The sequence below is a fragment of the Bacillus sp. FSL K6-6540 genome (assembly GCF_038007545.1).
The window spans coordinates 5,881,534-5,906,469 of record NZ_JBBOXH010000001.1 but is presented as its reverse complement, the minus strand read 5'-3'; the positions used below and the strand labels follow the sequence as shown (position 1 = coordinate 5,906,469).

The 24,936-nt window shown below is 54.9% G+C and carries 25 protein-coding genes and 1 riboswitch; of the genes, 19 read left to right on the top strand and 6 right to left on the bottom strand.

Annotated features, from left to right (window positions below; translation table 11 throughout):
• Nucleotide 1: 1 nt before the first annotated feature.
• Both MHH82_RS26270 and MHH82_RS26265 read left to right on the top strand, forming a co-directional pair.
• On the top strand, nucleotides 2-1,066 hold the full coding sequence (locus MHH82_RS26270; protein WP_015737200.1) for a sulfate/molybdate ABC transporter ATP-binding protein: 1,065 nt from the start codon (nucleotides 2-4) through the stop codon (nucleotides 1,064-1,066).
• Between the two features lie 30 nt (nucleotides 1,067-1,096).
• Nucleotides 1,097-2,155: a sulfate ABC transporter substrate-binding protein gene (locus tag MHH82_RS26265; RefSeq protein ID WP_340968572.1), complete on the top strand. Its 1,059-nt coding sequence runs from the start codon at nucleotides 1,097-1,099 to the stop codon at nucleotides 2,153-2,155.
• A gap of 225 nt (nucleotides 2,156-2,380) precedes the next feature.
• Here the strand turns inward: MHH82_RS26265 and MHH82_RS26260 are convergent, their stop codons facing one another.
• Nucleotides 2,381-2,947: a GNAT family N-acetyltransferase gene (locus MHH82_RS26260; protein ID WP_340968569.1), complete on the bottom strand. Its 567-nt coding sequence runs from the start codon at nucleotides 2,945-2,947 to the stop codon at nucleotides 2,381-2,383.
• A gap of 188 nt (nucleotides 2,948-3,135) precedes the next feature.
• On the opposite strand from MHH82_RS26260, the gene MHH82_RS26255 reads away from it, so the two are divergent.
• From MHH82_RS26255 to MHH82_RS26240, 4 genes are all read left to right on the top strand, one after another.
• Nucleotides 3,136-4,413, top strand: coding sequence for a serpin family protein (locus MHH82_RS26255; protein ID WP_340968567.1), 1,278 nt, complete (start codon nucleotides 3,136-3,138; stop codon nucleotides 4,411-4,413).
• Between the two features lie 112 nt (nucleotides 4,414-4,525).
• Nucleotides 4,526-5,554, top strand: coding sequence for a TIR domain-containing protein (locus tag MHH82_RS26250; protein WP_015737196.1), 1,029 nt, complete (start codon nucleotides 4,526-4,528; stop codon nucleotides 5,552-5,554).
• Nucleotides 5,551-5,787 (top strand): hypothetical protein, encoded by a 237-nt coding sequence (locus tag MHH82_RS26245; protein WP_009589256.1) that lies wholly within the window; start codon nucleotides 5,551-5,553, stop codon nucleotides 5,785-5,787. Before MHH82_RS26250 ends, MHH82_RS26245 begins: the two co-directional genes overlap by 4 nt.
• Nucleotides 5,788-5,991: 204 nt before the next feature.
• Nucleotides 5,992-6,741 (top strand): MBL fold metallo-hydrolase, encoded by a 750-nt coding sequence (locus MHH82_RS26240; protein WP_445661998.1) that lies wholly within the window; start codon nucleotides 5,992-5,994, stop codon nucleotides 6,739-6,741.
• A gap of 94 nt (nucleotides 6,742-6,835) precedes the next feature.
• Here the strand turns inward: MHH82_RS26240 and MHH82_RS26235 are convergent, their stop codons facing one another.
• Nucleotides 6,836-7,246: a GNAT family N-acetyltransferase gene (locus MHH82_RS26235; protein WP_340968563.1), complete on the bottom strand. Its 411-nt coding sequence runs from the start codon at nucleotides 7,244-7,246 to the stop codon at nucleotides 6,836-6,838.
• A gap of 221 nt (nucleotides 7,247-7,467) precedes the next feature.
• Between MHH82_RS26235 and MHH82_RS26230 the strand changes: the two genes are divergently transcribed.
• On the top strand, nucleotides 7,468-8,229 hold the full coding sequence (locus MHH82_RS26230; protein ID WP_251498348.1) for a TioE family transcriptional regulator: 762 nt from the start codon (nucleotides 7,468-7,470) through the stop codon (nucleotides 8,227-8,229).
• Nucleotides 8,230-8,360: 131 nt separating this feature from the next.
• On the opposite strand, the gene MHH82_RS26225 is transcribed toward MHH82_RS26230, so the two are convergent.
• A complete protein-coding gene (locus MHH82_RS26225) occupies nucleotides 8,361-9,167 on the bottom strand; it encodes a Cof-type HAD-IIB family hydrolase (RefSeq protein ID WP_009589265.1) in 807 nt (268 codons plus the stop codon).
• A gap of 38 nt (nucleotides 9,168-9,205) precedes the next feature.
• Entirely contained in the window at nucleotides 9,206-10,108 is a 903-nt protein-coding gene (locus tag MHH82_RS26220; RefSeq protein WP_015737191.1) for a DMT family transporter, read from the bottom strand.
• 287 nt (nucleotides 10,109-10,395) lie between these two features.
• Here MHH82_RS26220 and MHH82_RS26215 point away from each other — a divergent pair, with 287 nt between their 5' ends.
• Nucleotides 10,396-11,106: a metal-dependent hydrolase gene (locus MHH82_RS26215; protein WP_015737190.1), complete on the top strand. Its 711-nt coding sequence runs from the start codon at nucleotides 10,396-10,398 to the stop codon at nucleotides 11,104-11,106.
• An 89-nt stretch (nucleotides 11,107-11,195) separates the two neighbouring features.
• Here MHH82_RS26215 and MHH82_RS26210 read toward each other — a convergent pair whose 3' ends face one another.
• A complete protein-coding gene (locus tag MHH82_RS26210) occupies nucleotides 11,196-12,197 on the bottom strand; it encodes a lipoate--protein ligase (protein WP_015737189.1) in 1,002 nt (333 codons plus the stop codon).
• A 175-nt stretch (nucleotides 12,198-12,372) separates the two neighbouring features.
• On the opposite strand from MHH82_RS26210, the gene cobD reads away from it, so the two are divergent.
• From cobD to MHH82_RS26155, 11 genes are all read left to right on the top strand, one after another.
• On the top strand, nucleotides 12,373-13,497 hold the full coding sequence (cobD, locus tag MHH82_RS26205; protein ID WP_340968557.1) for a threonine-phosphate decarboxylase CobD: 1,125 nt from the start codon (nucleotides 12,373-12,375) through the stop codon (nucleotides 13,495-13,497).
• Between the two features lie 81 nt (nucleotides 13,498-13,578).
• On the top strand, nucleotides 13,579-14,313 hold the full coding sequence (locus tag MHH82_RS26200) for an adenosylcobinamide amidohydrolase (RefSeq protein WP_015737187.1): 735 nt from the start codon (nucleotides 13,579-13,581) through the stop codon (nucleotides 14,311-14,313).
• Nucleotides 14,310-15,287 (top strand): adenosylcobinamide-phosphate synthase CbiB, encoded by a 978-nt coding sequence (gene cbiB / locus MHH82_RS26195; protein WP_340968555.1) that lies wholly within the window; start codon nucleotides 14,310-14,312, stop codon nucleotides 15,285-15,287. The genes MHH82_RS26200 and cbiB overlap by 4 nt, the downstream gene beginning before the upstream one ends.
• The gene (locus MHH82_RS26190; RefSeq protein ID WP_340968553.1) at nucleotides 15,278-16,057 is read left to right on the top strand and encodes a histidine phosphatase family protein; all 780 of its coding nucleotides are present in this window, start codon (nucleotides 15,278-15,280) and stop codon (nucleotides 16,055-16,057) included. The genes cbiB and MHH82_RS26190 overlap by 10 nt, the downstream gene beginning before the upstream one ends.
• Nucleotides 16,058-16,194: 137 nt before the next feature.
• Nucleotides 16,195-16,397: riboswitch (cobalamin riboswitch) on the top strand.
• A 256-nt stretch (nucleotides 16,398-16,653) separates the two neighbouring features.
• The gene (locus MHH82_RS26185) at nucleotides 16,654-17,658 is read left to right on the top strand and encodes an ABC transporter substrate-binding protein (protein ID WP_340968551.1); all 1,005 of its coding nucleotides are present in this window, start codon (nucleotides 16,654-16,656) and stop codon (nucleotides 17,656-17,658) included.
• A complete protein-coding gene (locus MHH82_RS26180; protein WP_015737183.1) occupies nucleotides 17,655-18,701 on the top strand; it encodes a FecCD family ABC transporter permease in 1,047 nt (348 codons plus the stop codon). Before MHH82_RS26185 ends, MHH82_RS26180 begins: the two co-directional genes overlap by 4 nt.
• A complete protein-coding gene (locus tag MHH82_RS26175) occupies nucleotides 18,698-19,483 on the top strand; it encodes an ABC transporter ATP-binding protein (protein ID WP_015737182.1) in 786 nt (261 codons plus the stop codon). The genes MHH82_RS26180 and MHH82_RS26175 overlap by 4 nt, the downstream gene beginning before the upstream one ends.
• Nucleotides 19,484-19,548: 65 nt before the next feature.
• The gene (gene cobT, locus MHH82_RS26170; RefSeq protein WP_096776456.1) at nucleotides 19,549-20,619 is read left to right on the top strand and encodes a nicotinate-nucleotide--dimethylbenzimidazole phosphoribosyltransferase; all 1,071 of its coding nucleotides are present in this window, start codon (nucleotides 19,549-19,551) and stop codon (nucleotides 20,617-20,619) included.
• Complete coding sequence (gene cobU / locus MHH82_RS26165) at nucleotides 20,616-21,194, top strand: bifunctional adenosylcobinamide kinase/adenosylcobinamide-phosphate guanylyltransferase (protein WP_145040522.1); 579 nt, start codon at nucleotides 20,616-20,618, stop codon at nucleotides 21,192-21,194. Before cobT ends, cobU begins: the two co-directional genes overlap by 4 nt.
• On the top strand, nucleotides 21,191-22,012 hold the full coding sequence (gene cobS, locus MHH82_RS26160; RefSeq protein WP_015737179.1) for an adenosylcobinamide-GDP ribazoletransferase: 822 nt from the start codon (nucleotides 21,191-21,193) through the stop codon (nucleotides 22,010-22,012). The genes cobU and cobS overlap by 4 nt, the downstream gene beginning before the upstream one ends.
• A gap of 212 nt (nucleotides 22,013-22,224) precedes the next feature.
• Nucleotides 22,225-23,619 (top strand): L-cystine transporter, encoded by a 1,395-nt coding sequence (locus MHH82_RS26155; protein ID WP_015737178.1) that lies wholly within the window; start codon nucleotides 22,225-22,227, stop codon nucleotides 23,617-23,619.
• Between the two features lie 131 nt (nucleotides 23,620-23,750).
• On the opposite strand, the gene MHH82_RS26150 is transcribed toward MHH82_RS26155, so the two are convergent.
• Nucleotides 23,751-24,839: a M24 family metallopeptidase gene (locus MHH82_RS26150; RefSeq protein ID WP_340968546.1), complete on the bottom strand. Its 1,089-nt coding sequence runs from the start codon at nucleotides 24,837-24,839 to the stop codon at nucleotides 23,751-23,753.
• Nucleotides 24,840-24,936: the final 97 nt, after the last annotated feature.

Here is a 24,936-nt window from a genome sequence, read left to right as displayed (position 1 = left end):
TATGCATGTGGAAGTTCGCGATCTGAACAAGCATTTCGGTACGTTTCACGCCGTCAAGAATGTCAGCTTCGAGATTGAAAAGGGACATCTGATCGGGCTTCTGGGGCCCAGCGGAGGCGGTAAAACCTCCATCCTGCGCATGCTGGCCGGGCTTGAGAATCCGGATTCCGGACAAATCTCCTTTCATGGCCAAGTGGTCAATGACTTGCCGCCGCAGGAGCGCGGCATCGGCTTTGTGTTCCAGAACTATGCCTTGTTTAAGCATATGACCGTGTTTGACAACATCGCTTTCGGCTTGAAGGTGAAGAAGGCCGCCAAGGCCAAAATCAAAGACCGGGTGATGGAGCTGGTGGAACTGACGGGCTTGAAAGGCTTCGAGAGCCGTTACCCGCACCAGTTATCGGGCGGACAGCGCCAGCGCGTAGCCTTTGCCAGAGCGCTTGCGCCCGAGCCGCAGCTGCTCTTATTGGATGAACCGTTCGCCGCCATCGATGCGAAGATCCGCCAAGAGCTGCGCTCCTGGCTTCGCGAGCTGATCGAGCGGGTCGGCATCACGTCGATTTTTGTTACGCATGACCAGGATGAGGCGATTGAAGTCGCGGACGAAATCATGATCATTAATCAGGGGCGCGTCGAGCAGAAGGGAACGCCGTGGGATATTTACAAGGAGCCGAAGACGCCGTTTGTCGCTTCCTTCATAGGCGAGTCCACCGTGATTTCAAGCGCTGCCGAGCTGAAGGGATTTGAGGCAGCGGCTAACAAGAATGCGACGCGCGCATTAATTCGCCCGGAATATATCGAGATTGGAAGCGAGCATGATTTCAGCGTGCTGTCCGCCACGGAGACGGGGATCGTCCGCCATCTGCATTTCCGCGGCAGCGAGTGGCTCGTGGAGGTGGAGGTCAAGGGACATAAACTGATCACCTACCGGTCGCTGGAGAAGGAAACGCTGCAGCCGGGCCAAGAGGTCCGCGTCCTCGTTCATCGGGCATATCTCTTTAACGACGAGCACAGCTGGATCGAGGAAAATCGCCTGAAGGTCGATCCGATGCCGATTATGATCTGATGATTCTAAATAACGAAGGGAAGTGGATTCATGCGGATCTTGAATATGAAACGAATCTCATTCCTGCAAGTGGGCATGGCGCTTCTCTTCAGTTTGCTTATCGCAGGATGTGCCGATGATCAGCCTGTCAATGAAGATGCGATATCGCAGCCGGGCGAGCGAACGATCGTGCTGGGCGCGTACAGCGTAGCCAGGGATGCCTTGTCCGAGATTATCCCCGCTTTTCAAGCCGAGTGGAAGGCACAGACGGGAGAAACCATTCGTTTTCAGGAATCCTACGAGGCCTCCGGAACACAGGCGCGCGCCATTACGGGCGGATTTGAGGCTGACGTCACGCTGCTTGCCATGGAAGGGGATGTCGATAAACTCGTCAGGGCAGGGCTCGTCGACAAGGAGTGGAAATCCCAGCCGTATAACGGCATGGTGACACGCTCGATTGTCGTTCTCGGTACCCGCGCCGGTAATCCGAAAGGGATACGGGATTTCGACGATCTGACCCGATCGGACGTCAAGGTGCTGTATCCGAATCCGAAGACCTCGGGCGGGGCGCAGTGGGACATCAACGCGATTTACGGCGCCGGTCTGAAACAATCGGAAGAGAATGGAAAGCGTGATCCTGCCGAAGCGAAAGCCTTCCTTGAAGCGGTTCACCGCAATGTGGAGTCGCTCGATAAAAGCGGGCGGGCTTCGATGGCGGCTTTTGAATATGGGGTCGGGGATGTGATCGTTACGTATGAGAACGAGCTGCTTGCCCGGATTGCCCAAGGCGTCCAGTATGACATTGTTGTACCGCAGCATACGATGCTGATCGAGAATCCGGCCGCAGTCGTGGAGCGGTTTGCGAAGAAGCACGGCACTGAGGATGTATCGGCGGCTTTTGTGGAGTACTTGCGTACGCCGGAGGCGCAGAACATCTTCGTGAAGCATGGCTTCCGTCCCGTCGAGGAATCGGTGTTTGAACAGACGAAGGAGCGGTTTGCCAACCCGCCGGGGCTGTTCGACATCGAGTATCTGGGCGGATGGGACCAGGTGCGCGAGACGCTGTATTCGAAGCGAGGGGTTTGGTATCAGGTGCTGGCAGGGTTGTGATGCTCGGTGGTATATGGAGCGATTGATAGGTTCATGAGGGATCGTCGCGTGCTGAGTTGCGTATCATCCATGGCCCGTCGGCGACAAAAAAGAGATAAAGCAAGCCGTTCAGGATATCCTGAACGGCTTGCTTATTTGTACGTACAGAACATTAGCATTCGTCTGAATGATGCCTCCTATTTTGCAAATATGCCACGCATACAGATTATTCCGTACCATCTTGCTCTATACGGTTGTTTTGCGCGCTTCCCATTCTTCTCGCAGAATGCCCATGCGAATGGAATCGTAATAGACGCCGTCGTAATACCGGCACTTTCGCATGCGGCCTTCGAGCTGCATGCCCACCTTTTCCGCACAGCGCATCATTCGCGGATTGCCGGACCAGGTCGTAATGCCGACACGGGCGATGGTGAGATTTTGGAACAGGCAATCCACCCACAACGACAGTGCTTCCGTGCCGTACCCGCCGCTCCAACGACCCGGGTCATAAATCAGGATGCCGGCTTCCAGCCAGTGCGAGGCTTCATGCTCCCAATAGAACGTGACGATGCCAATCGTTGTGCCCTCGACTTCGATGAGCAGATCGCTCGGAAATTGATCGGTTTCGAAGTCGGCATTCCACTGCGTTTCAAAAATTTCGTAGGAAATCTGCTTGAGCGGGAAATAAGGGGCGTCGTATTTTTTCCATTCCGGGTTCTTCGTGCCATAGATCAGATTATATAGAACAGGGGTATCCTCGGGTTTCCTGGATCGCAGCGTCACTCTGCTGCCTTCAAGACGAATTTTTTGCATATGTAGAAATTCCTTTCGCTCTGCATGTCTTTTTAGGTATGTTGCTGGAACTATCTATTCATTGTAGCGGTGATGAAGTGGATTGCCAACTAAATTTGGATAAATGATCCTTTATATGAAACATTAGGAGTGTCGATTCCGTCAATAGCAGATAGATGAAAAATCTGGCATTGAAGGGGGACAAGGTGATGTGGAAAAAAAAGATACTCACAGGCCTATGCTTGCTTGTTGGGCTTACCGCCTGCGCTCAGGACAGCGGGATCCAGCCAGGGGAACCGCAGGGCATGGCGCATAAGCAGACCAATGTGAAGGAATTGTCGGCGAAGGAACGCAAAGAGGTATTAGGCAAGGTGGATGCCGGCATGGTGAAAGCGCAGAATGATTTTGGTTTACGGTTGCACCAGGCGTTATCGGATAACCCTGAGTACACGAGCGATAACCTGATTATTTCTCCATACAGCATCACGCAGGCCTTGGCACTGGCTTATAACGGGACTGCGGGCGATACGGCTGCCGAGATGGCCGATATGCTGGGCTGGAGGGGCATGAATGATGCAGGCATCAATGAAGGCAACCGCCAGCTGCGCTCCTTGCTGGAGAACGGAGGCGGCGTTGTGCTGAACGTGGCCAATTCCGTTTGGCACCGGCCAGGTCTTAAGCTAAAGGAGACTTATGCGGAGGCCGTAAAGGACAGTTACGGCGCGGAGGTCAGGGAGACGGACCTTCAGCAGGAGGACGCGATGCATGAAATTAACCAATGGGTGAAAGACAAAACCAGCGGCATGATCCCTAAGATATATCATGAGCCGCCAGGGGGCGTTGCGGTCCTGATCAATGCCATATATTTCAACGGCGGGTGGACGGATGAATTTGATCCGGCAAATACCGTGGATGAAGAATTTACGCTATCTGACGGCACCACTCAACAAGTCCCGATGATGAAGAGGGAAGATAGATACAGCTATAAAGAAGGAGAGTCCTGGCAGGCCATCCGCATTCCATATGGAGATGGCCGCATGCACATGCTGGTCATCCTGCCGAAGGAATCCTCCACGATCGATAAGCTGCATCGGCAGCTGTGGAAGGATGCGTCCGTCTGGAAAGGCGATTACTCGTTCGAAACGGTTCAGCTCAGTCTGCCCAAGTTTAAGGCGGAGCAGAGCTTCGAGCTTCCGGATGCCCTTAAGAGCCTTGGCATGGTCAAGGCATTCGACGCCGCCGAGGCTGATTTTAGCAAAATGGCCGAACAAGGAGATGGATTTTGGATCGATCATGTCACACACCAGACGATTGTCGATGTCAGCGAAAAAGGGACAAAGGCCGCAGCTGTGACAGCGGTGGGAATAACGGAAAGCGCCGAGCCTACAGAGCCGATCGCCATGAATATCAACCGCCCTTTTTTCTTTGCCATTGAAGATCGGGACACGGGTGCATGGTTATTTATGGGGTCTGTTTTGAAACCGTAGCATATACTATACCAACATGCGCCTGCCATAATTTTCACCCAAAAATAGGCAACTTTGTTATAATGGTCGAATAAGACTAAAATGTATAACAAAGGGAGAATAGGATGTGCCTATGACCATACCGAAGCCGAATTTATTCATAGGTTCTTCCAGAGAGGCCATCAAGTATGCAAGGGCGATCCACGAACAGATCAAACGCTCCGCCCAAGTGACGCCTTGGTACGGAGGTACGTTCGGAGCGAATATGTATACGATGGAAGCTTTGGAGAAGCAGCTGGCGTCCAGTGATTTTGGTGTGTTCGTCTTTTCTCCGGATGATGTGGCGCTCATTCGAGGCAAACATGTATTTGTTACCCGCGACAACACGTTGTTTGAGATGGGGCTGTACTGGGGAAGGCTCGGGCGGCGAAGGGTATACTGCATCATTCCGGATCAGGTAGAGGCAGACAGCAGTTCCGTTCAAGACGTGATCGTTAAGGATTATCACCTACTCTCCGACCTGCAGGGCATTACGCTGCTCGAATACGAGCTTCGAAGCGACGATGATTACAAATCTGCCGTCGATGTCGCCTGCGGACATATTCTGAGCGCGATCGAAACCGAAGGATTCTATAACAACCCGAGCACATTGATTGAACAGAAGGATGCGGAGCTGAGACGCAAGCAAAGCGTGCTGCATTTTTTCTGGGAATATAACCGAAACGTGCATGTGAGCGATGAAGCGGAAAAATATCATGCACTGAGTGAAGCCGTCCGAAACTCCTTGCTCCCGCCGGCTGCAGGGGATTTCCGGGTGACCGGCGCAGCCTTTTGGGGACGAAGAGATGAAGGCATTGCCCAAATTGGGGGTAATGTAGGTAAAGGACGGTATTTCCCGTTCGATGGGAAAAAGGATCATTCGCCAAGCAACCAGTCGATTTACGTGATTGATGTCTATAATAGTGGAAAATGGGCATTTTATCACGAAGAGGAAGTTGCGCAGGTGTATGTGTTCTGCTATCCTTTAGGTGTAAATCATGTATTGTCCGTGCATTTTACGGGACATGAGATTCTTACGGATGAAGATCTCGCGGAGGTTGTGGAACAGAATCGTGAGCTGCTTCGTACCATCAGGCATTTAGTTGGAGGGGATTCGTCGTGAGCAGGAATGAGAAGAAGAGAACGTCAGGTCATCCGCAGGGGTCCGCCAATGGCAGCAGCTGGGTGGTTCGGGGGCCCGTACCGATGATGAGTACGCTGAAATCCCGGAAGCGCTCGGTCAGACGCTCAAGCAAGAGCAGTGTATATGTCGGTCCTTCCGTGGAAGGTGTGGATAAGAAGTACGTCAAGGTCATCAGCGGAGCTGTTGACGATAATAAGCCCTCGTTTGCTTAATGAATTGCTATCATAGCCATATCGATCGTATGACATAAATGACGAAAGACCGTTCGGGATGAGCCCGGCGGTCTTTGTTTTTTTCTTCGTGCGCTAATACAATAAAGGAATAAGGTTTGCTTAACCGTGAAGGGATCCAATACATAAAAATGGGGGATACGTGTGAGCGGAGATACATTAACTTTTCTGGGAACCGGGGATGCGATGGGCGTCCCGCGGGTATATTGCGATTGCGAGGTATGCACGGAAGCGAGGAGTACGGGCGTGAACCGGCGATTGCGCTCCTCGGCGATGGTGGAGTGCGGCGAAACGTCCTTCATGATCGACTGCGGTCCGGATTGGCGCGGCATGATGGAGGGGCTCGGGATTCGAAAAATGAGCGATATGCTGATTACGCACGCCCACTTTGATCATATCGGAGGCCTTCCGGAATGGAGCGATGCCTGCAGATGGCAGAGGGAAAAAGGCCGGCTATACGCACCAGCCGAGGTGCTGGACCAGATTGTCCGGCAGTATCCGTGGCTTCCGCGGCAGATGGAGATGACGCCAGTCGATGATGGATTTACATTAGCTGGCTGGGAGATTTCGTGCTGGAAAGTAAACCATGGCAAGAACGGGTACTCCTACGCCTACCGGTTCCAGAAGGACGGGTACACATGGGTATACAATTCGGATTCGATTCATCTCAGCCTGGAGGAAAAGAAGCCGCTGAAAGGCGTGGATCTCCTGGTGCTGGGAACCAGCTTTGTTCATGAAACCGCCCAGTTCGAGACCCGTTCCGTCTATGATATGAAGGAAGCGGCAGAGCTGCTCGCCGAGGTAAAGCCTCGCCAAACGGTGTATACCCATATGTCGCATGACGTCGACGTTCGGAAAGAGCTGCCTCTGCCGGAGGGAGTCCGTGTGGCGGTGGCGGGGATGACCGTGAAATTGAATAATGAAAATATGGAGTAGTCCGGCCATGTGTGCGGCTCGGCGGCTCCCGTGCGGAGCCTATAACGTGAACATGCGGCAAGATTGCCGCTTTAAGTCGCTGGCAGGAAATCCCTCACACAAATCCGGCCATGCCGTATCGTTCAGGGTACAGCAGCTTGAAGCCGGCGTGTTGATACAGCTTGATTCCGGGAACGTCCGTGATGACGGTGACCTCGGCTCCGCTTGGCGCTATTTTTTTCAGACGGCCGAGCAGTTCGGACACGATCGTTTCTTCAAGCCCTTGATCCCGAGCGGAGGCCGCGGCCATAACATCTACCAGTTGAAAATACAAAGCGCCGTCGCCAATCACCCTCCCCATACCGATCAGCCGGTTACTGCCGTCCCGGACAAGGAGGGAGAGCAGGCTGCGGTTAAGAGCCGTCTCTGCGATCGATTCCTCGACTTCAGGCAGCCCTGCATCGAATCGGAGATCGATATATTCCTTAAGCTGTGGAACTTCCTCGGTTATGTGCATATTCATCATGATTCAGCCTCCCGCTGTTAAGAATACGTTCAACTTGCCTCTACACCAACCAATATACTACATTGATGCAAGTGGGAGGCTGCCGGGCGGCGAATTCACCCGCACCCTTGTTGATGCTGCACAAACCTTATCAGAGCACTTTAATGTTTTAATTTAAGGTTTGCCAATGGCCCGCGATTCTGGTAAAGTAGGTTCTCAATCGTGGTCGGGGAGGGGACGGCATGCATTACTACAAGCCGAAAGACATCGCCAAAGAGCTGCATATCAGCACGAGTGCTTTAAGGCATTACGAATCTTGGGGAGTGGTGCCCTCACCTGAGCGGAACGAGAAGGGGTACCGTCTATACACGAAGATGCATCTCGCCTACTTCCGGTGTCTGCGGGCCATGTTCCCCGGGTTCGGTTATGCCGTAACCTATGATGTGATTCGCCATATCCAGAAGAGGGAGATGGATGAAGCCCTCTGGCTCGTGAACGGGGAGCAGGTCAAACTGCAGCAGGAAAAGACCATTGCGGACGAAACGCTTGCCCTGCTTGAGAATCCCGAGCTTGACAGCATCAGGGATAAAAAGCTGAAGGCGCATATGACAATCGGCGAAGTGGCCGAATTGACCAACGTGGAGTCGTCCGCCATTCGTCACTGGGAGAAGGAAGGCTTGATCACTCCCGAGCGCAACCCCGAGAATGGATATCGGCTGTACAGCCCCTCGCATGTCCGGCAGATTTTGCTGATTCGCTCGCTAAGACGAACCGTGTATTACCTGGAGAGCATCAAGGAGATTATTCAGGCCGTGGAGCATCAGAGCATTGAGCAGGCCAAAAAATTGGTCCGCGAAGCGTTGTCGGTCATTCATCAACGAAATCTGCAGCAATTCAACGGCATTCATAAACTGATGGAGCTGTGCATGGAGGTAGGCTTGCTGGAGTTCGACGATGCGGCTCTTCTGAAGCCGATTCTAACATTTAACCCGGATCGGGAATGATCGACAGGTCGCGGCCGCCTTACGCTTCCCAAGGAACCGGTTTGGGGCACGGCATTGGCCCGGTTTATGGACAGGAACAAGCCCCCATGGATATCATGGAGGCTTGTTTGCGCAGCTAGTTATTTTTCGTATTAGCCTTGGTTGAGCACGAATTTATCAATGACATGCTTCACGCCGTCTTCGTTATTCCCCAGCGTAACGTAATCGGCAATCGCCTTAAGCGGCTCAATCGAATTGCCCATAGCGACGCCAAGTCCGGCTGCCTCCAGCATTTCGTGGTCGTTCCAGGAGTCGCCGACAGCGATGGTTTCCTTGAGGTCGCAGCCAAAATGATCGGCCAGGAAGGTCAGCGCATGTCCCTTCGTGCCTTCCTTATGCATGAACTCCAGAAAATGCGGCTTGGATTTGGTAATATGCACTTCATCGCCAAGCAACTCGCGGAATATAGGGATCAGTTCATCGAGATAGTCGGGATCGTCAATAATGAGCATTTTCGGTGTCGGTTTCCGAACCATCGTCATAAAATCAGGCTCGATATAATAAGGCGTCCGGTTCAGGGCGCAGTAATCGATCAGCTTCTGATTCTCTTCGCGGGCATACAGCTTGTCATCGATGTAGGTTTGCAGATGCAGATTGTGCTCCACGCAGTATTCAAACAGCTTTACGGCAGCGTCGACGGGAACGAAGCGTTCGTAAAGAACCTTTTCGTCGAGCAGATTTTTGATCAAGGCACCTTGGTAGGTGATGATGGGAACGTTGAGTCCGGTTTGACGGGCAATCGCCTGGGCTGACGCATAGGCACGTCCGGTTGCCAGCGTCACGACGACGCCGTGGGCGACCGCTTGCTCAAGCGCCTGCTGGACGCCGGGGGTTACTTCCTTATCGTCATTGATCAGGGTGTCGTCAATGTCGATGGCCATCAATTTGTAAGTTGTCATGGGTATCTCTCCTTTTTGATTCTGTCTCTGTCTATACTCTATTGTACCTTCTGTGGCGCAGACTTCAATTCCGCAATCACCATTCCCGCCAAAATGCACAGGCAACCGATGCCGCCGAAAAGCGTAAGCCGTTCTCCGGCAAACAGAATTCCCGTCAGTGCCGCGAATACGGGCTCCGTTGCATAGATGATGGCTACCCTGGACGGCGTCGTGTATTTTTGACAGACGGTTTGGATCCAGAAGGCGAATGCGCTGGTAGGGCCGATGGATACAGCGAGCGCCCACAGCACGTTCGGCTCGGTCAGCTTCTCCATCAGATCCGATGCATTGCCCACATGTTCGGTTAAAGCGGAAGCTATCAGGCTGAATACCCCAACGACGGCCATCTGGAGCGCTGCCAGCAGCAGGGAGGGATATCGGCCGGCATAAACGCCCGTATAACCGATATGGAGTGCAAAACCGATGGCGCAAACGAATACGAGCACATCGCCCTTGTTCAGGCTCATGCCGGATCCGGCGAAGGTGAGCAGGTACAGGCCCGCTGCAGCAAGCAAGGCGCTGATCCAAGTGAATCTGGAGATGGAGTGCTTTAACAGCGCGTACGATATGAAAGGCACCAGCACGACGGACAAGCCGGTAATGAAACCTGCATTGGACGTGGTCGTGTACAGAAGGCCCGCCGTTTGAAAGGCATAGCCGATAAACAAAAAAAGACCGAGCAGGCAAGCATGCAGCAGCATCCTGCCGGATATTAGCTTCCACTGATTCCGGTAAAAGAGGGTGATGATCAATGCGAGGAGCAGGGCCGCTCCCAGAAAGCGGGCCGAATTAAAGGCCATAGGCGGGAGGACGCGCACCGCATACTGAACGATGAGGAACGTGGAGCCCCACATCATGGCCACCAGAAGCAGGCTGATGTCGGCGATACGTGAGCGATTCACTAGGTAGTCATCCTTTCCGATGATGCGAAACTCAAATTGCAGCTTCCCGTACTTTCGTCCCCGGGCGTAAGCCATGGGCAAGTGATCAAATTGTATCCCATATGAGCGGATCGGACAACCATTTTTAAGCCTGCAAAAGTGGAAGGGGTAGACAAAAAGAGGATGATTTTGCTATACTAATGAACCGAACGTATATTCTCATGACCCTGGGCTATCGGACGTGGAGATCGGAAAGCGATCCATCGATTCCATAGTCAGCATTGAGCTTAGAAAGGAAGAATGTCATCATGATGGGCAGAGCTCATTTGATTATCAGCACAGGGGTCACGTTATCCGTCATGGGCATGAGCGGAGTGCCTGTCACGCTGCCTGCCGCGGCAGTGGCTTTGGTCAGCTCGCTGCTTCCCGACATCGACGAGCCCAACTCCCTGCTGGTGCGCAAGGCGATTCCTTCCGGGCTGCTGCGAATTCTTCAGCTGGCGATGATTGGCGCCGCCATATTCGTCGTATTCTACGGCAAGGAGTATGCGCCTTGGAATATCGCCCTGGCCGGGCTGATCGGGGTTGTTTCGTACCTGCCGAGCCGGACGCTGCGCCATGTCGTCATGTTCCTGATCGGCTTGGGACTGATTTCCTTCGGGCAGGGCTTCAGCCCATGGAATACGATCGCAGGCAGCGTGCTGATTGCAGGCTCCTTGGTGACCCATCGGGGGTTAACCCATACCGTCTACGCCGCAGCCGGATGGACGGGCCTGCTGTATTTTGCGTCACAGGGCAAGATCGGCGGGGAAAGCCTATGGTTTGCCGGCGGTTTATCCTACTCGATTCATTTGCTCGCAGATGCGCTGACCAACCGCGGAATCCGTCCGCTTCCTCCGTTCAAATGGAGAATCAAGCTGAAGATCATGAGCACCGGAAGCAAATGGGGACGCACGGTAGAGAATGCCTGCATTGTGCTGACGCTGGCCCTTGTTTGGTACGTGTTTATGGCTTCTTAAATCCGGGATATGCAGTTTTACAATGAAAAAGCCTCCCGCCCTTATGCAATGCATACGGGGCGAGAGGCTTATTTAGATTTCAGCCGGATCTATTCCTCAAGAAAGATGAGGCCGATCAGATCGTCGAGCTCGAGGTTGCCGAAGTAATGCTTGACGTCGATGCCGGATAACGCGGTGCGCACCGCCGTTTCTTCGTACCGTTTGCCGCGAAGCAGATTCTCGATATCCGCGACATCGCCGACGCCGAAGAAATCGCCGTAAATTTTAATCTCTCCGATATGCCCTTCACGGATGTCCATGCGGATATCGATGATGCCCACCGGGAACTTCCTCGCATGCTTCACGTTGCTCTCAGGGGACAGCCCGTAGTTCCAATCCCAATTCTGGTAGCGTTCCTTCGAAATCTGGTTGATGATCTCCCAATCCTTCTCCTGAAGCACGTATTGCGGTACTTGATCCGGTTCCATCCCGAAGATCGAGCGAAGCAGCTCCGCGCGGAACTGTTCAATGGTCATGTCGGTGCCAAGCAGCTCCTTGATGTTCGCTACGCGGCTGCGCACGGACTTGGTGCTCTTGGATTTGAACTTTTCCGGATTGGCATTCAGCGAGGCCTGCACGTCATCCAGATTCAGATCGAACATGAGCGTGCCGTGGCTGAACATGCGTCCCCGCGTCGAGAACTGAGCGTTCCCCGAAATTTTCTTCTCGCCGACCTGCAGGTCATTCCGTCCGCTGAGCTCGGCTGGCACGCCCATCTTTTGCAGGAAGTCGATGACCGGCTGCGTGAACTTCAGGAAGTTGTGGAACGACTGGCCGTCGTCCTTCGTAATGAAGCTGAAATTCAGGTTGCCGAGATCGTGGTACACGGCTCCGCCGCCCGACAGCCGGCGCACAACCTGGATGTTGTTGTCGCGAACGTATTCCTGGTTGATCTCTTCGATCGTATTCTGATGCTTTCCGATGATGATGGAAGGCTTGTTGATATAAAAGAGAAGGTAGCTCTCGTCCATGGACAAGTGCTTAAGCGCATATTCTTCAATCGCTAGGTTGATGGATGGGTCGTGAATCCCCTGATTATCGATAAATAGCATAGCATCCTCCGTCGTCACAATTCAAAATGTGGTGCTTCCAGACTATTGTAAACCAATTTGAAGGCAGAGACAAAGCATTCCATGTTGACGAGTCAGGGACGGTAGCGACATAATGATGGCATTACATAACGGCAGGGCTTGCAAGAGCCATGGGCATGGAACGGGAGGAACCCTTATGAGCGATAATAACCAACCTTTGATCGAGGTGTACGGACACGGCGGGGACGTGGAGACGGCGGCGGCTGTATATGGAAGGGCAGCCTCGGCTTTTCTGGATTACAGCGCGAATATTAACCCGCTAGGACCGCCACAAGGGGTCATGGCAGCGTTAGAAGAAGGGATGAGCGCGGTGATTCGTTATCCGGATCCGGGGCACCGCGAATTCAAGAGGCTGCTCGCAGAGGAATTGGGCACCGATGCCCAGTGCATTCTTGTCGGGAATGGAGCTGCAGAGTGCATGGCATTGCTGCTGCTGGGCCTGCAACCTCGAACGGTCGGCGTGGTCGATCCTTGTTTTTCCGAATACCGGGAGTTGTCCTTGAAATTTGGTTCGGACATCCGCTCCGTGTGCGGTCAGCCGGAGCGGGACTGGCGTGCGGACAAGGCGGATATGATGGAGCTGATCGCCTGCACGGATCTCGTATTTGTGGGACAGCCGAACAATCCGAACGGGGTTCAGTACAGCCTGGAGGAAATTCGCGAGCTGGCGGCATGCGCTGAGCAAGAAGGGACCTGGCTGGTGCTGGATGAGGCCTTCATCGATTTCATTCCGCCGGAGGACAGACAGACGTTGATGCCGGAACTGCTGGACTATCCGCGGACGATCATTGTCCGGTCGATGACCAAGTTTTATGCGATACCGGGCCTGCGGCTCGGGTATACGGTTGCCCACCCCGACGTGATACGCGCCATGGCAGGCAAACAGGTGACGTGGAGCGTCAATGGACTGGCGCTGCTTGCGGGAGAGGCTTGTCTTGGCAGCGGCAGGGAATATGAACTGGATACGCTGCAATTGATTCGCGTGGAACGCGAGAAGCTGATACATGGTTTACGAGCGCTGGGGCTTGACGTTACGCCGGGGGAGGCCAATTTTCTGCTGATGGAGCTTCCACGGCCCTGGAATGCAGGGACGTTCCAGCAGGAAATGGGCAGGCGGGGCGTGCTCGTTCGCAGCTGCGCCATGTACCCGGGCCTTGGTGAGCGCCACATCCGGTTAGCCGTTAAGGACGCCGGATCTAACGACAGACTGCTGGCGATAACCGCGGAGGTCCTTGGAAATCCTTCTGCTGACGCGACTTAGGGATTTCTAGCAGCAGATCCATATGAAGAACGCTACAGGTACAGTTGGTTCAGATATTTAAGGAGCAGGGAGAGAAAAAACATGGCAGTACCTTTTCTGAAAGGCAGCAATCGTCCATATAACTCGGATGCATGGCCAGGAGCCATCGTGTCCTTGGATTCGGAGCAGCAGCATCCGCATATTCGGATCTCGCTTCCGAGTCCGGCTGCGTCCATAAGCAGCGCCGTATACGGCGGCGGTTTTCTGCACTTGGACCATATCGTGAACCGTTATGTCGACAAGCATTACGATTGCAGCGATCCGATAAACGATATGGTTAGCTTTATGGCTGGGCACGGCTATCCGACCGATTCCACGGCAGGATTGATGACGGCGGTAAAACTGAAATATGCCTCCATTCGGGAAGCTCGGGGCGAGCAAGCTTCCGTTCTATGCTGTACTACCGCGGGCGTGGGCAATGCTGCCCGCGCCGGGTCGAGACGCACGACCTTCGCGGCTTACCAGCCGGGCACGATCAATGTCGTGCTGGCGGTGGACGGAAGGCTGACGCCGGCTTGCATGGTGAACGCCATGCTGACGGCAGCGGAAGCGAAAGCCGCGGCGCTGCATGACCTGGGGGTGAAGGATCATGAAACCGGAGCCGCCGCCACGGGAACGACGACGGATGCGATGGTCCTTGCGGTCAGCGGCAATTCAGCCTATGACGTGAATCATCATTATGCCGGAACCGCGACCGATCTGGGCGGCATGATCGGACGTCTTGTCTACGACAGCGTCACGGAGAGCATCGCCGCCGAAAGAGAGGATCGGATATGACCGTCGTATGGGTCATATGGGCGGCGGTCGCGCTGGACTTGCTGATCGGAGATCCGAGATGGCTGCCGCATCCCGTCATCGGCATGGGGAAGGCGATCCGCCGGGTCGAAGGGTGGATACGCCAGCGGACGACTTCCGCCCAGGGACTGAAGCGGGCGGGGATATTGCTGCCGGTGATCGTGGCCGGCGGCTCCTTCGTGCTGGCTTGGCTGCTGCTGGAGCTGTGCGCAGCGATTCATCCTTGGCTTGCCTGGGGTGCGGAGATCGTTCTCATTGCGACTACGATTGCGATCAAGGGGCTGCGCGAGGCCGGATTGGAGGTGTACGGCCATCTTCGTTCCGGGAATATTGCCGAGGCCAGGCAAGCGCTCAGCATGGTGGTCGGGAGGGACACCGCTCATCTGGATGAGCCGGAAATTGTGCGGGGGACGGTGGAGACGGTTGCGGAAAATATCGTGGACGCGGTCATCGCTCCGCTTTTTTTTGCCCTGATCGGAGGGGCGCCGCTTGCGATGGCCTACCGCGCCGTGAATACGCTGGATTCCATGGTCGGTTATAAAAACGAGAAGTACCTGCATGTAGGCTGGGCCTCCGCCCGGCTGGACGATCTCGCCAATTGGATACCGGCACGCCTGACCGCCGGGCTGTTGACCGTTGCGGCGGCGATGTTTTCGCTGCAGTGGAAACAAGCGATCAAGATGGTTAAACGAGATGCGCGTAAGCATCCCAGTCCGAACAGCGGCTTCCCGGAATCGGCCGTTGCCGGTGCCCTGGGGATTCGCCTGGGAGGCGAAAATTCGTACCAAGGCGTAATCTCGTTCCGGGCTTTCATGGGGGACCCCGACCGACCGCTCGAAGCGGAGGATATCAGGGTGACAAACCGTCTGCTTGTGGGCGTATCGGTTTTGTTTACGATGCTGGGTACCGCGGTGCTCGGACTTGCTGCCGCGGCAGGAGGAAGCCTATGGATATGAGGATCATTCTGCATCTGGTCCGCCACGGCCGCACGTTGTGGAACGAGGAGCGCCGTTATCTCGGCCATGAGGATCAGGGAATTCTGGCTGAGGGAAGGGAACAGCTCCTCCCGCTGCGGGAGGAACTTCGTTGCAGGCATTTTGTCCGGATCTATTGCAGCGATCTCCTCCGCTGCCGGCAGACGCTCCATGTGATCTTATCGGATTCAAAAAGGGGTGCTGTTCCTGATGATGACATATTGGGCCAGTTTATGCCGAGCGTACGATATGACCCACGGCTGCGCGAACTGGATTTCGGGGATTGGGAAGGAAAGACCTACGAGGATTTGAAGACGGATTCCCTCTACCGGCGCTGGATCGATAACCCTGCGGAAGTTACGCCGCCTAGCGGGGAGAGTTGGGAAGCTTTCGGTTCCCGCGTCCAGGCCTTTTTGTCGGGATTGCATTTGGATGTGAAGGAATTATTGCATATGGAGGAAGCTCCGGATACCCTTGCGCAGGCAGAGGCAGAGGCAGAGGCAGAGGCAGAGGCAGAGGCAGAGGCAGAGGCCAGGCGTGGTGATGATGGCCGTGGAACGCTCGCTGAAGGAGTTGACGTGCTTGTGGTCACCCACGGCGGCGTTATTCGGGAGATGGTAGCGGCTACCGTGCCGGATACGGAATTCTGGGCGACGTCGGTTATGCCGGGCGAGGTGCTCAAGCTGCAGCTGACATGGGACGGAGCACTTTGGCGGGGCGTACGGTTAAGCGAACAAAACGAAAACGTATGATTTCGGTCGGAATAGGCGATAACGGGCTAAATCGGTGTCATGACGCAATCGAAACGCCCGAAACTTTCAGTTGTAAGGGGATGGTTTATCGCCTATAATCTTGTGCAGAGAAACCATGCTTGGCCTATCATCCATAAATTCATATGATTTGCGAGGGTCCCGGACAGAGGGCGTTATTGTTTTCTGCCGGGTTAATAGGGAAGCCGGTGCAAGTCCGGCACGGTCCCGCCACTGTGAAGCAGGGACTTTTCCATATGCCACTGAGCCTTTAGCGCTTGGGAAGGCGGAGAAGTCGTTACAACCTGCAAGTCAGGAGACCTGCCCTCAGCGAATGAAAGACGGTCCTTCGAGGAGAGGATTACGTTTACCGGACGCATGGAGCCATGCGGACGGAAGTTTAAGGCGCCATCGTTGAACGGTTATCCCGGCGTCCTTATGATACAAACGTAATCCCTGAGTCCTTGTCATCGAGGAGTCGGGGATTTTTGCTTCTTAGGGTATGAAGATTGAACGTTTCTTACCAGTTAAGGATCGGCCGAAGGAATTTAGACACGCCTGCGCCAGGTTCTCAATTATGTTTAGGGGGATTCCAAGAGATGAAAGCATTAAACAAAACATGGTCCGTACTTCTGGTAGCCATACTGATGGCCCTGGCCTTGATCGGCTGCGGCGGCGAAGAAGCAGCACCGAAGGATGCGACGCCGCCGGCACAGCAGCAAGAGCAGAATAACGAAGCGCCGGCGGATTCGGCGGAAGAGCTTAAGACCACGTATCCGCTGACCGTCAAGGATTCAACGGGCGTGGAAATGACGTTTGAGAAAGCGCCGACCAAGATTGCGTCCCTGACTCCGTCCGAGACGGAAAAACTGTTTGCATTGGGACTGGACGAGGAGATCGTTGGCGTATCCGATAACGACGATTACCCCGAAGCGGCCAAATCCAAGCCTAAACTGGGCGGGTTCCAGGTGAATGAAGAGGCGATCATCGCAGCCGACGCCGATGTGGTATTCGCGGCTTCGATGAATGCCCAGAATGCCGAGAAATTGCGCGAGCTTGGCGTTACCCTGTTCGTCAACGATCCGAAAACCATCGATGCGGTGATGGAGAACATCGAGCTGATCGGTCAAATTACGGACCGTCAAGCCGAGGCGAAAGCGGTCGTCGATCAGATGAAGCAGGAATGGGCTGCCGTTACGGAAGCCGTGAAATCCGTGAAGGATGAAGACAAGAAGAAAGTGTACGTGGAGTTCTCTCCGGGATGGACCGTCGGCAAAGGCGAGTTCATGGATGAGATCATTACCGCAGCTGGCGGCGTCAATGCAGCCGGCGATGCGGAAGGCTGGTTCGAAATCAGCGAGGAGAACATCATCGCCGCGAACCCGGACGTTATTCTGTACACGGACGATGTGGTGGACGAAGCCACCAAGAAAACATTGGATCAGCTGATCAAGGAGCGCGGCGGCTGGGATCAGATCGAAGCCATCAAGAACGATCAGGTTATTTCCGTGGATGCCAATCTGCTCAGCCGTCCGGGCCCGCGCGTGACGCAAGGACTGATAGAAGTGGCGAAGGCCGTTTATCCGGAATTGATGAATCCATGAGTAAAAAACTTGCAGGATTCGGTGCGGCCGGCCTGATCCTTTTACTGCTAACCTTGGTTGTCAGTCTCGGAATCGGCTCCGTTCACCTGCCTGTGAGAGAGATTGGAGCGATGCTGCTGCACCGGCTGCCGGGAATCGGCGATTCCATCGTTCCAGGCTGGGAAGCTTCCTCCGAGCAAATCCTGATGAAGGTGAGATTGCCGCGGATCCTGCTCGGGATGCTTGTTGGAGCCTCCCTGGCGGTGGCCGGAGCCGCCTTTCAAGGCGTGCTTCGCAATCCGCTGGCGGATCCGTTTACGCTCGGTGTGTCCTCGGGTGCTGCGCTTGGCGCGGCATCCCTGATTTTTTTCGGAATGGAATATTCCTTTGCCGGAGGTTACACACTGCCGGTTGTAGCGTTTCTGACCGGAGCAGGCACCCTATGGGCTGTTTTGCTGCTGGCAAGGGATCAAGGAAAACTGCCGATCCATGGGCTCATCCTGTCCGGGGTGGTCATGCAGTCATTTCTGGGCGCCGTCGTTTCGTTTCTGACGGTGATGTCCAAAGATACGGTGAACCAAATCCTGTACTGGACGATGGGAAGCCTGAGCATGCGCGGATGGTCGTATACGGCCATCCTTTTCCCGTATTTTGCAGTGGGTTTCGTATATCTATGGAGCAGGTCGCGGGCGCTTAACATTTTGTCGCTCGGGGAACGGCAGGCCGCTCATATGGGATTGAATGTCGATCGTCTGAAGACCAGCGTGCTGATCGTCGCTACCCTGCTTGCCGCGGCAGCCGTATCGGTTTCCGGCGTGATCGGGTTCGTCGGGCTTGTAGTGCCGCATATGATTCGGCTGATCACCGGCTCCGATTACCGCGTGATTGTTCCCCTGTCGGCGCTGGGCGGCGCGATTTTCATGGTTTGGTGCGATACGGCAGCACGCTCCGTCTTGGCGCCGACGGAAATCCCGCTCGGGGTGGTCACGGCATTCATAGGCGCTCCGTTCTTTGCTTATCTGCTGTACCGGAACAAAAAACGGCGCAGGGAGGGGTTATCATGATTACGGCCCAAGGGCTTGGCAAAGCCTATGGCAAGGCGTCGATTCTATCCGGGGTGGACCTTCACATTGCCGAAGGGGAATGGTGGGGGATCATCGGACCGAACGGCAGCGGCAAGTCCACCCTCATGCAGCTGTTATCCGGCGTGGAGAGTCCTACGGAAGGAAGCGTGACGCTTCTGGGCAAGGAGCTTGGACGCTATAACCGGAAGGCAATGGCCCGAATCGTGGCGGTGCTGCAGCAGGAGGGACTCGACCCTACCGATTTTACCGTCCGGGACGTGCTGGAGATGGGGCGATTCCCGTTCTTGAACTGGCTTGGCCGTGAGGATAAGGATGCGGCCCCGCTTATCGAGGCCGTTATTCGAAAGCTGGATCTGAACGGCCTGGAGGAGCGCCGGCTTACCGAGTTAAGCGGAGGACAGCGCCAGCGTGTCGCTTTGGGCAAGGTGATGGTCCAGGAGCCTTCGCTGCTGATGCTGGACGAACCGACGACCTATCTGGATATCCGCTATCAGCTTCAGTTCATGGATATGGTGGCGGAGTGGCGGAACTCGTCCGGCATAACGGTGATCAGCGTACTGCATGACCTCAATCTGGCTGCTCAATTCTGCGATAAGCTGCTGGTTCTGGATCAGGGACGGATCGCAGGGGTGGGCAAGCCGGAGGACGTGCTGACGGCAGCGTATATCCGACGGATTTTCCGGGTGGAGCCCTCCATCGTGACCCATCCCGAGAATGGGGCTCCGCAGGTGCTGTTAACGGCGAACAGCACCTGGTCCTAAAGCGGTGTTGCCGCAGGTTCAGCCGCGTTGTAAGATTTAGGAGCAAGAGGAAGGAGGCCGTTTCATTGACGGATACACTCACAAGTCGTTTGAAGGGAATTACCGCTAACATTAAACCGCTGGATGCCGAAGCGCAGGCGGAAACCGCCGCCTATTTGGATACGTTGACGAAGCCTCCGGGCAGTTTGGGCAAGCTGGAGTCGCTGGCGATCCAATTAGCGGGAATCACGGGGAAAATGAAGCCCTCGTTTACCAAAACATCCGTGGTTGTCATGGCTGGCGATCATGGGGTGTGTGATGAAGGAATCAGCGCATTTCCGGCCGAGGTGACGCCCCAAATGGTGATGAACTTCCTGAATGGAGGGGCGGCCGTTAACGTGCTGGCCCGTCAAGCGGGGGCAGACGTTCATTGCGTGGATATCGGCGTAGCGACCGAGCTGACCCATGAGAGGCTCCTGTCCCGGAACATTGGCAGAGGAACCGCCAATATGGCCAAAGGACCCGCAATGACAAGGGAAGAAGCGCTGCAATCCGTAGTGACCGGAGCTGAGGTGGCGGCAGAGCTGGTTAAACAAGGCACGCAGATGTTCGTAACCGGAGAGATGGGCATCGGGAACACGACGCCAAGCGCGGCTATTTTCTCGGTTCTGTCCGGCAAGCAGCCATCCGAGGTTGTGGGACGAGGAACCGGCGTGACGGATGAACGGCTGAACCATAAGATTCGTGTTGTGGAACGGGCGATACAAGTCAATGCGCCTCATGCCGCCGACCCGCTCGACGTGCTGGCCAAAGTCGGGGGCTTCGAAATCGGCGGATTGGCCGGATTGATTCTGGGGGCGGCTGCTCATGGATGTCCTGTCATCATTGACGGATTCATATCCAGTGCCGCGGCGTTGGTTGCCAAATCGATCTGCCCGGATGCCCTTCCTTATATGATTGCTTCCCATGTTTCGCATGAACAGGCGCATGTTCTTCTGCTGAAAGAGCTGGGACTCCAGCCGATGCTGCAAATGGACATGCGTCTTGGCGAGGGGACGGGCGGTGTGCTGTGCCTTCATCTGGTCGAGGCGGCGTGCAGGATCGTGAACGAGATGGCGACGTTTGAAAGCGCCGGCATCAGCGGAGGAGCCGTATGAGTCATCGTGGAAGCGTGTTGGTTACGGGCGGAGCGAGGAGCGGGAAGAGCTCGTTCGCGGAGAAGCTGTGCATGAAGCGCGCCGATTCCGGTACATATATAGCGACTGCGCAAGCCTATGACGATGAGATGCGGGAACGGATCCGGATTCATCAAGACCGCAGGCAGGATTCAGCCTATGGTTGGCAGACGGTGGAGGAGCCTGTCGCACTGCCCGAATTGCTGGAAACGCTCGGCCAGTCAGCCTCGGATGCCCCTGCGGTGGTAGTGGACTGCCTGACGCTGTGGCTTACGAATGTGCTGCTGCAGGCCGAACCTGAAGGCACGGCCGTCATGGAAGAACGGCTGGGGCTTCAAATCGGCAGGCTGGCAAGAGCGGTTCAGGTATACCCGGGCATGGTTATATTGGTAACAAACGAAGTGGGTTCAGGGATTGTACCCGAATATCCGCTGGGCCGGATTTATCGCGACTGGGCAGGGATCATGAATCAACGACTGGCCCAGGTCTGTGACGAGGTATTTCTGGTGACCGCGGGAATTCCAATGGAAATCAAGAGCAGGGAGTATCGGATATGAGCAAGATGATCGAAGCGGCTGCGGCCGCTTTTCAATTTTTATCGAGGCTTCCCGTGCGGAGGGAAATTCCCTTTACACCCGAAGTTCAACAGCGGAGCGTCGTTTTTTATCCGTTCGTAGGGGCAGTCATAGGTGTTATCGTTGCCGCATTGGGACTGGGCTTAAGCTTTGTGCTGCCTTCCTTTCCTGCTGCCGTTATCCTGCTGGCTGCATGGGTAGCATTAACCGGAGGGCTTCATCTCGATGGCTGGATGGACAGCGCGGATGCGCTGCTGAGCCATCGGTCGCGCGAACGAATGCTTGAAATTATGAAGGATAGCCGGGTAGGCGCGATGGGGGTCATGGCCTGCATGCTGCTGCTCCTTCTGAAAGCTTCCTTAATCATGTCCGTTTGGGATTTGTCTGAGGGGGTATGGAAGCAAGAAGCGTGGCTGCTGGTGCTCGCTCCGGTCTGGAGCCGCTGGTTTATGGTCCACGCCATGTATCGATGGCCGATGGCACGGGGAAGCGAGGGGCTGGCAGCTTTGTTTCACGGACTGTCCGTTAGAAGGAGGTCGCTGGCAGGCATAGTCGCGATCCTGTTAACGCTGGTTGTCATAGGCCTTCTCTGGTGCACGACAAGCACACTGGATCTTGCGGCGATCGGAATCGGAGGAATCCTCGTCATCCCGTTGGCAGCCTGGGCCGTTGGAAGTTTGACGGCCGAACGGATGAGCCGAAGACTCGGGGGACTGACGGGAGATACCTACGGGGCGTTGAATGAATGGATCGAAACGATTGTGTTAATTTTGGTAGTTCTCCTTTTGAAGTTTACATGATATGATGGTAGAGCAATGCGGTGGTATTCCGATCAACATAGTCGACATAATTCACGTCAACAGAAAAATAACGTTTTTGACAGGAATTTTCTCAAACGGGTAATGATATGTTTAGAGTGGGCTATGAGATGGATATGAATACATACTAGCGCACTTATGACATGAGGATGACGCAGTATATCCTTATTTATAGAATGGGAGGAATCATTAGGATGGAAACGCTTTGGGTTATCATCAATGTCCTTGTTCTGATTCTGCTGGTCGGTATTTTGTACTGGATGCAGAGAAAGCATTACTCGTTTACCAAACGCGTGTTTGCCGGACTTGGACTGGGTGTGTTGTTCGGAGTGGCACTGCAGCTCATCTACACTTCGACCTCCGATGTGGTGGTGAAATCCACCGATTGGTTTAATCTGGTTGGCTACGGTTATGTCAGACTGCTGCAGATGATGGTCATTCCGCTGATCATGGTGTCGATCATATCGGCCATCATGAAGCTGAAGGGCGGAAAGAACCTGGGCAAAATGAGCGGACTGATCATTACGGTGCTGCTTCTGACGACGGCGGTAGCCGCCGCTGTCGGAATTACGACCGCGCTGGCGTTCGATTTGTCCGCCGTCAATATTCAGGGCGGCGCTGCCGAGGAGCAGCAGGGCGCGCTGCTGCAAGAACGGCTCGGGGATGTCGAGGGCCGTACGCTGCCGCAGCAGATTCTGGATTTCATTCCGAGCAATCCGTTTGCCGACATGACGGGAGCACGAAGAACTTCGACGATTGCGGTCGTCATATTCTCGGCATTCATCGGGATCGCCGTGCTCGGGTTGGACCGTAAAAACAAGGAGCAGGCGGAGACCTTCCGCAACATGATCTCCGCCGTATACGGCGTGGTCATGCGTATCGTGACGCTGGTGCTTCGTCTGACGCCTTACGGGATTCTGGCGCTGATGGCCAAAACGATCGCCACGACCGATCTTGCGGTGATCATGAATCTGATCGATTTCGTTCTGGCTTCATACGTGGCCTTGATCGCCATGTTCATTATCCATCTGGTGCTGCTGGCGATATTCGGGTTTAATCCGTTCAAGTATGTCAAGAAGGTGTTCCCAACGCTGACCTTTGCCTTTACGTCGCGTTCCAGCGCGGCTACGATCCCGCTTAACGTGCAGACCCAGAACAAAAAGCTGGGCGTCTCGGAAGGCATCGCGAACCTTTCGGCATCGTTTGGCGCCACGATTGGACAGAACGGCTGCGCGGGCATTTATCCTGCCATGCTGGCCGTCATGATTGCACCGACAGCCGGCGTGGATCCGACGTCGTGGTCGTTCATCCTGACCTTGATCGTGGTCGTTATGATCAGTTCCTTCGGCGTGGCGGGTGTCGGAGGCGGAGCTACCTTCGCATCGCTCATCGTGCTCTCCACGATGAACCTGCCGGTTGCCTTGGCAGGCCTGTTGATTTCCGTCGAGCCGCTGATCGATATGGGACGGACGGCACTGAACGTGAATGACTCCATGACGGCCGGCGTGATTACCGGGAAAGTCATGAATGAAGTGGATAAAGACGTGTATAACGACGACAACATTGAACTGGATATGGTTCAGGCATAATGAACGCATCCAGGGGAGCCATCTTGCAGGCAGTGTTTCTGCCTGCAAGATGGCTCTTCTGCGTGAATAGAGAAAGCCCGAATACCGTAAGCGAAACGGTGATTCGGGCTTTTATTCATGCTGAACATGCTTTATCCGATGACGGTCAGTTCTTTCGGGATTGAGGTCAGCACCTCGACGCCATCGCCGGTCACGATGACATCGTCCTCGATTCGCACGCCGCCGACGCCTTGCAGGTAAATGCCGGGCTCGATGGTGAAGACCGCCCCAGGCTGCAATATGTCCTGATTCAACCCGTGAACGGACGGATATTCGTGGACATCCATGCCAAGCCCGTGACCCAGGCGATGTACGAAGGCATGGCCGTAACCTGCGTCGTCAATCACTTTGCGTGCCGCTTGGTCGATCGAGCCATAGGTCACGCCGGGTTTGACGGCCTGAATCCCGGCCAGATTCGCAGCAAGAACCGTCTCATAGATGTTAACGGCTTCCGGCTTCAGATCGCCTACCGCAAAGGTACGGGTAATATCCGACGCATAACCGCCGGCGTATACTCCCAAATCGAACATGAGCAGATCCCCTGCTTCGATTCGGCGCGCACCCGGAACGCCATGAGGCAAGGCGGTGTTGGGGCCGGATAATACCATCGTGGCGAAGGAGGGCGCGTCCGCGCCAAGCTTTTTCATCAAGTATTCCAGTTCCGCGACAAGCTCCAGCTCGCTGATGCCGATTTTTACCCGGGCCATGCCTTGCGTCAGAACATCTTCGACCAGCCTCACCGCATTCTTGATGATCTTCACTTCCTCGGCAGACTTTCGAATCCGAAGATCCCGCAGCGCAAGGCCGACATCTTCGATGCGGTCCGCGTTCACATGTTGCCGCAGCTGTTCATAGCGGGAGACGGTCAGCTGATCCTTCTCCAGCGCCAGCGTTCCGGCGCTGCCTTGAATCTGTTCCTTAAGCAAAAGGTAAGGGTTATCGGTATCCTGATGCGTGACAATGTTCTTCACGGTTGAAGCGGCCTCGGCCGCGTTCGCGTCCAATGCCGGCACGATCAGCACCGGATCATTGGCGGGGGAGAGGAGCAGGCCGAGAAAGCGCTCATGGGGATCGCTCGCAAAGCCGGTCAAATAATAAACATGCTTGGGGTCTGTCACCAGGACATGATCCCAGCCCTGATCCTTCATGGATAACAGCAAACTTTGCAATCGTTCGTTCATCCTGTTCATTCCTTTCTTTACTCAAAGACGTTCATCATGCCGTTAATGTAAGGGTATCGCGTTCCATCGCGTAAGTAAAGTTTTCCTCGTGAATGAA

Bases quoted from the DNA above. Each gene is read 5' to 3' on its own strand.
- MHH82_RS26270 (WP_015737200.1), top strand. From the start codon at position 2: ATGCATGTGGAAGTTCGCGATCTGAACAAGCATTTCGGTACGTTTCAC.
- MHH82_RS26265 (WP_340968572.1), top strand. From the start codon at position 1,097: ATGCGGATCTTGAATATGAAACGAATCTCATTCCTGCAAGTGGGCATG.
- MHH82_RS26260 (WP_340968569.1), bottom strand. From the start codon at position 2,947: ATGCAAAAAATTCGTCTTGAAGGCAGCAGAGTGACGCTGCGATCCAGG.
- MHH82_RS26255 (WP_340968567.1), top strand. From the start codon at position 3,136: ATGTGGAAAAAAAAGATACTCACAGGCCTATGCTTGCTTGTTGGGCTT.
- MHH82_RS26250 (WP_015737196.1), top strand. From the start codon at position 4,526: ATGACCATACCGAAGCCGAATTTATTCATAGGTTCTTCCAGAGAGGCC.
- MHH82_RS26240 (WP_445661998.1), top strand. From the start codon at position 5,992: ATGGGCGTCCCGCGGGTATATTGCGATTGCGAGGTATGCACGGAAGCG.
- MHH82_RS26235 (WP_340968563.1), bottom strand. From the start codon at position 7,246: ATGATGAATATGCACATAACCGAGGAAGTTCCACAGCTTAAGGAATAT.
- MHH82_RS26230 (WP_251498348.1), top strand. From the start codon at position 7,468: ATGCATTACTACAAGCCGAAAGACATCGCCAAAGAGCTGCATATCAGC.
- MHH82_RS26225 (WP_009589265.1), bottom strand. From the start codon at position 9,167: ATGACAACTTACAAATTGATGGCCATCGACATTGACGACACCCTGATC.
- MHH82_RS26215 (WP_015737190.1), top strand. From the start codon at position 10,396: ATGATGGGCAGAGCTCATTTGATTATCAGCACAGGGGTCACGTTATCC.
- MHH82_RS26210 (WP_015737189.1), bottom strand. From the start codon at position 12,197: ATGCTATTTATCGATAATCAGGGGATTCACGACCCATCCATCAACCTA.
- cobD (WP_340968557.1), top strand. From the start codon at position 12,373: ATGAGCGATAATAACCAACCTTTGATCGAGGTGTACGGACACGGCGGG.
- MHH82_RS26200 (WP_015737187.1), top strand. From the start codon at position 13,579: ATGGCAGTACCTTTTCTGAAAGGCAGCAATCGTCCATATAACTCGGAT.
- cbiB (WP_340968555.1), top strand. From the start codon at position 14,310: ATGACCGTCGTATGGGTCATATGGGCGGCGGTCGCGCTGGACTTGCTG.
- MHH82_RS26190 (WP_340968553.1), top strand. From the start codon at position 15,278: ATGGATATGAGGATCATTCTGCATCTGGTCCGCCACGGCCGCACGTTG.
- MHH82_RS26185 (WP_340968551.1), top strand. From the start codon at position 16,654: ATGAAAGCATTAAACAAAACATGGTCCGTACTTCTGGTAGCCATACTG.
- MHH82_RS26180 (WP_015737183.1), top strand. From the start codon at position 17,655: ATGAGTAAAAAACTTGCAGGATTCGGTGCGGCCGGCCTGATCCTTTTA.
- MHH82_RS26175 (WP_015737182.1), top strand. From the start codon at position 18,698: ATGATTACGGCCCAAGGGCTTGGCAAAGCCTATGGCAAGGCGTCGATT.
- cobU (WP_145040522.1), top strand. From the start codon at position 20,616: ATGAGTCATCGTGGAAGCGTGTTGGTTACGGGCGGAGCGAGGAGCGGG.
- cobS (WP_015737179.1), top strand. From the start codon at position 21,191: ATGAGCAAGATGATCGAAGCGGCTGCGGCCGCTTTTCAATTTTTATCG.
- MHH82_RS26155 (WP_015737178.1), top strand. From the start codon at position 22,225: ATGGAAACGCTTTGGGTTATCATCAATGTCCTTGTTCTGATTCTGCTG.
- MHH82_RS26150 (WP_340968546.1), bottom strand. From the start codon at position 24,839: ATGAACGAACGATTGCAAAGTTTGCTGTTATCCATGAAGGATCAGGGC.